General features: G+C 71.7%; 4 protein-coding genes. All 4 read right to left on the bottom strand.

Annotated features, from left to right (window positions below; translation table 11 throughout):
* Window positions 1-674: HD domain-containing protein (locus VGO10_RS20450; protein ID WP_327471851.1), on the bottom strand; the 674-nt coding region annotated here is incomplete at its 3' end.
* The gene (gene recJ, locus VGO10_RS20455; RefSeq protein ID WP_327471852.1) at window positions 635-3,187 is read right to left on the bottom strand and encodes a single-stranded-DNA-specific exonuclease RecJ; all 2,553 of its coding nucleotides are present in this window, start codon (window positions 3,185-3,187) and stop codon (window positions 635-637) included. The genes VGO10_RS20450 and recJ, both read right to left, overlap by 40 nt.
* Window positions 3,188-3,321: 134 nt before the next feature.
* Complete coding sequence (locus VGO10_RS20460) at window positions 3,322-3,594, bottom strand: hypothetical protein (RefSeq protein ID WP_327471853.1); 273 nt, start codon at window positions 3,592-3,594, stop codon at window positions 3,322-3,324.
* The coding region (gene secF, locus VGO10_RS20465; RefSeq protein ID WP_327471854.1) for a protein translocase subunit SecF at window positions 3,594-5,127 on the bottom strand (1,534 nt) is incomplete at its 5' end. The genes VGO10_RS20460 and secF, both read right to left, overlap by 1 nt.

The raw sequence follows: 5,127 nt of genomic DNA on the forward strand, positions 1-5,127 counted from the left end.
GCGATCGGCGCGTAGATCTCCAGCGTCTCCTTGGCCTTCTCGATCTGCTTCTGCTTGGGCATCGCCTCGATCGTGCGCATGTTGTGCAGGCGATCGGCGAGCTTGATCAGGATGACCCGGATGTCGGAGGCCATCGCGACCATCATCTTGCGGTAGTTCTCGGCCTGGGCCTCGTCGCGTGAGGTGAAGGTGATGCCGGTGAGCTTGGTGACGCCGTCGACGAGCGTCATCACCTCCTCGCCGAAGAGCTCCTTGACCTCCTCCAACGAGGCCGAGGTGTCCTCGACGGTGTCGTGCAGCAGCGCCGCGACGAGCGTCTCGGTGTCCAGCCGCATGCCCGCGCAGATCTTCGCGACGGCCGTCGGATGGACGATGAAGTGCTCGCCGGACTTGCGCCGCTGGTCGGCGTGGTGCTCGCAGGCGAAGACGAACGCCTCCTCGACCCGCGTGCGGTCGATCGGCAGCGCGGCCTCGTCGGCGTGCTCTTCGACGATGGCGAAGAGGTCGGAGAGCAGGCGGCGCTCGGACTCGTTGAGATCAGCACGGTCGACCGCGCTGTGCTGCTCGGGGTGGACGACGAGGTCGACGGGGATGCGGTCGGCCTCGGCGGCCGCGGCAGCCGCCGCGGCGTCGGTCAGGCTGCCTGAGGCGTCGCGCTCGCGCTGGTCAGCCATGCCGCCCCCTCCGCGTGGCGCGCGGCGGCGGCCAGGAAGGCCGGCGAGCGCTCCAGGTCCGTGTGCTGGGCCGGCGGGACGCTGACGGCGCCGCCGTCGTCGATCTCGACCAGGCCGAGCTCGAGCAGGACGGCGAGCAGCCGGCCGGCCGGGACCTCGCCCCAGTCTCCCAGCGCCCCATCCAGCCCGACGCCGCCGCGCAGCGCGCGGTAGGTGCCGACGAGGCTGGGTCGCAGCGCGAGGTCTCGGTCCAGGACATCCCTGCAATAGCGTAGCTCAGGCTCACCCCACGCCAGATGGGCCATCTGGGACGGATCGCCGGCCAGCAGGAGCGCCGCTTGGTCGGGATGCAGGGGCGGATCGAGCGCCACGAGGTGGTGGTACCCATCGGCGAGCGCGGGATCGCGCTCCAGCGCGTCCCAGCTGCAGATCGCGTGGCCGCCGAGACGGCCGGTGAGCTGGCGGACGCGTGCGGGCGCGTCGGCACAGACGACCAGCACCGACTCGCCGGTGAAGACGAGCGCGCCGATCGTCCCGGCCAGCCCGGCGCCGCGACGGTCGCGGACGCCGCGGCCCCGCTCGGGGCTCGAGCCGCCGCGGGCGCTCAGCCGCGCGGCCAAGCCGTCGATCGTCGGGCCGTCGTAGGAGGCGCCGCGTGCAGCGCGCCCGCCCGCGCCGGTGCCGCCGCCGTGCAACTCGGTCACGCCGCCGGCCAGCACCGGCACGCCGACCGCCGCGCTGGTGGCCACCGCCAGCACCGCCTCGTGCCAGGCGGCAGTCCCGGGCATCGCCTCGCCGATCAGGGTCGGTGCCTCGGAGACCGCGGGCAGCAGCTTGCGCAGCAGCAGCCGCGGCTCGACCGCGCCCTGCCACTCGTTGAGCTCCAGCGTGAAGGTCGCGTGCAGACGGCCCTCGGCGGCGCCATCGGGCAACGCGCCGACGTTGAACGCGACGGCGCGCGCGCGGATCCCGCCGGCCTGCACGGTGAAGCGCACGTGCTTGCCCTCGCTCATCGGATGCGGGTCGATCAGCCGGGCGGCCGGGACCAGCAGCGAGACCGCGGGGTTGCCGATGCCGAACGGCGCTAGGCGCCGGAGCTCCTCGGCGAGGTTGGTCCCGAGCTCGTCGCCGGAGACGACGGCATCGACGCGCTCGACCGGCACGAGGTCCTCGGGCGCCAGCACTGCCGCGGCGTGTGCCGTGAAGGCCGCACGGAACGCCTCCAGCTCGCTGCGCGCGACGGTGGCGCCGGCCGCGGCGCGGTGGCCGCCGTGGCGCAGCAGGTGCGACGCGCAGGCGTCGAGGCCGCCGAGCAGGTCGAAGCCCGGGATCGAGCGGCCCGAGGCGGTGCCCTCGGCCTCGCCTTCGCGCAGTGCGATCAGGACGACGGGGCGGTGGTACTTCTCGGCGAGCCGCGACGCCACGATCCCGATCACGCCCGGATGCCAGCCGTCGGCCCAGAGGACATACGCGGGTTGATGGGTGGGCGGGCCGAATTCCGCGACCTGTGCCTCGGCCTCGAACGAGATCCGCTGCTCCACGAAGCGACGGTCGGCGTTCGCGCGGTCGAGCTCCTCGGCGATCTCGCCCGCCCGCGTCTCGTCGTGGGTGAGCAGCAGCTCGAGCGCCGCGTCGGCGCGGTGCAGGCGCCCGGCGGCGTTGATCCGCGGCGCCAGCCCGAAGCCGAGCGCGCGCGCGTCGACCTTCGTGGGATCGACCTTCGCCACGCGCATGAGCGCGCGGAGCCCGACCTTCTCGGTCCGTCCCAGCGCCTGCAGGCCCTGGCGCACCAGGCGGCGGTTCTCACCGCGCAGCGGGACGCAGTCGGCGACGGTCGCCAGCGCGACGAGGTCGAGGTCGGCCAGCGCGATCGCGGCGTCGTGGCCCGCTGCCTCCAGCAGCGCGCCGGCGACCTTGTGCGCGACGCCGCCGGCGCAGAGGTCCGGGCACGGGTAGCCGCAGACCGCCGGATGGACGATCGGCGCGACGGGCAGCGCGCCGTCGGCCCGCGGGCTGTGGTGGTCGGTGACCACGACGTCGAGGCCGAGCGAGACGGCCAGCGCCACCTCGTCGACGGCCGTGATCCCGCAGTCGGTCGTGACCAGCAGCTTCGTGCCGCGCGCGGCGAGCTTCTCGACCGTGGCGGCCGACAGCCCGTAGCCGTCCTCGCTGCGACTGGGCAGGTACCAGTCGACCTCGGCGCCGACGGCGCGCAGCGCGCGCACGAGAATCGCGGTCGAGGTGACGCCGTCGACGTCGTAGTCGCCGTGCACGGTGATGCGCGTCCCGGCGCGCGCATGGCGCAGCAGCACCGCGATCGCCGCGTCGATCCCCCGGAACGCCGAAGCGGGATGCTCGTCTTCTGCAGCCAGCCACGCCCGCGCCGCGTCGAGATCGGTGATCCCACGCCGGACGAGCACCTGGGCGACCGGGAACGACATGCCCAGATCACGCGCCAGCGACAACGCCGCGGCGCTGTCGCACGGCGGAACATCGAGTCGCGGCGTGAGCATTGCCCAGCAGCGTGCCAACGCGGTCGGACGCCATGACAGGTCCATCCCGCACCGTCCGGAAATTGACGCGCTGGCGGATCCTGCGGCCCGAACGGTCGTGGCGTCAGGCGCGGGCGGGCGGCCCGCAGGATCCGTCAGAGGTCCAGCGCGGGGATGCCGCGGCGTACGCCTTCGAAGTACACGAAGACCATCCCCAGGATCGCGCCCGGCGCGGCCTCGACGGCCTGCAGCAGGTGCGTGTCGTTCTGCCCGGGGATGGTGAAGCCGTTGACCAGCAGGCCGAAGATCGCCGCGCCGAAGAGCGCGCCGAGGAACGCCCCGACGATCCCGCCCCAGAAGCGGTCCGGGATGAAGATGGCGAAGTGCCACAGGGCGATGCCCATCATGAGCCAGGCGAACATGGCCATCAGCGGGGCCTCCCGTGACGCTTGTTGCGCGGCCGCTTGGGCTTGTCGCGCTTATTGTCCTTGAGCACGAGGTCCTCGGGCAGCGCGTCGGCCGCCAGCTCCTCTTCAGTCGGCTCCGCCGGCTTCGGCTTGGCGCGCGTCTTGGACGCGACCGGCCCCGGCGCCGTCTCGTGCGAGATGTCGGCGACCAACTGCTGGAACTCGCTCTGCGAGACGCCGCGCTCGGGATCCTCCGGCGCGGTGATCCGACGCCCCGGACGCTGCGGGCCCTTGGGGTCGACCGTGATGGCGTGCGCGTCGGTCGCATAGGCGGGCACCGGCGCACCGGTGTCCTCGACGATCCGGATCCGGCGACGGCGGTAGACCTCCTCGCGCTCCTTCCAGTGCGACAGCACCGGCGAGGCGATGAAGATCGAGGAGTACGCGCCCGAGATGACGCCGATCAGCAGCGCGAAGGCGAAGTCCTTGAGCGTGTCGCCGCCGAAGAACAGCAGCGCCATGATCGGCAGCAGGGTGCAGAACGAGGTCGCCAGGGACCGCGTCAGCACCTCGCTCATCGAGCGGTTGACGATCTGCGTGAAGGCCGCGCGCGGCATGCGCGGCACGTTCTCCCGGATGCGGTCGAACACGATGATCGTGTCGTAGAGGGAGTAGCCGAGGATCGTCAGCAGCGCCGCGACCGTCGACGTCGTCACCTCCCGGCCCGTGAGCGAGTAGACGCCAGCCGTGATCAGCAAGTCGTGCATCAACGCGATCAGCACCGGGACGGCGAACTTCCACTCGAACCGCAGCGCGATGTAGGCGCTGATGACGATCAGCGACGCGATGATCGCGACGATCGCCGAGTTCGCCACCGTCTTGCCGAACGTCGGGCCGATCGAGTCCTGCTGATAGGCCTTGGTCTGCCCGAACTTCTTCTCCAGGACCTGCTGGACGCCGGCGGCCTTCTGGCCCGTCTCGCCGAGCGAGATCTGCAGCCCGTTGCCGCCGAGCTCCTTGTCGCCCTGGACCTTCTGGATCTCAGGGTTCTTGAAGCCGGCCGTCTGCAGCACGTCAGAGACCTGCGTCTCTGAGGGCTTGCCGGAGACGAACGCGACCTTGGCGCGCGTGCCCGACTCGAAGTCGATGCCGAAGTTCAGGCCCTTGCCGCCGATGGCCAGCGCGCCGATGAGCAGGATCACGCCCGACATCGAGAAGAACCACTTCGACGCGCCCATGAAGTCCTGCGTCCAGCGGCGCTTGCGCTCACCGGCGCCCAGCGCGTTGGGGTGCGTGATCAGCGGCGAGCGCTGCATCGTGCCGAGGACCGCCTGGGTCGCCAGCACGGCGGTGAAGAGCGAGGTCAGCGTGCCGATGCCCAGCGTGAAGGCAAAGCCCTTGACCCCGGCCGTGGCCAGGATGAAGAGGATGAAGGCCACCATGAACGTGACGACGTTGGCGTCGATGATCGCCGCGATGCCCTTCTTGTAGCCCTGGGCGATGCCCGCGGCCACAGATCTCCCCCCGCGGATCTCCTCTTTGACGCGTTCGAAG

The organism is Baekduia sp. (assembly GCF_035996765.1).
Lineage (GTDB): Bacteria > Actinomycetota > Thermoleophilia > Solirubrobacterales > Solirubrobacteraceae > Baekduia.

Bases quoted from the DNA above. Each gene is read 5' to 3' on its own strand.
- VGO10_RS20460 (WP_327471853.1), bottom strand. From the start codon at position 3,594: ATGGCCATGTTCGCCTGGCTCATGATGGGCATCGCCCTGTGGCACTTC.
- recJ (WP_327471852.1), bottom strand. From the start codon at position 3,187: ATGCTCACGCCGCGACTCGATGTTCCGCCGTGCGACAGCGCCGCGGCG.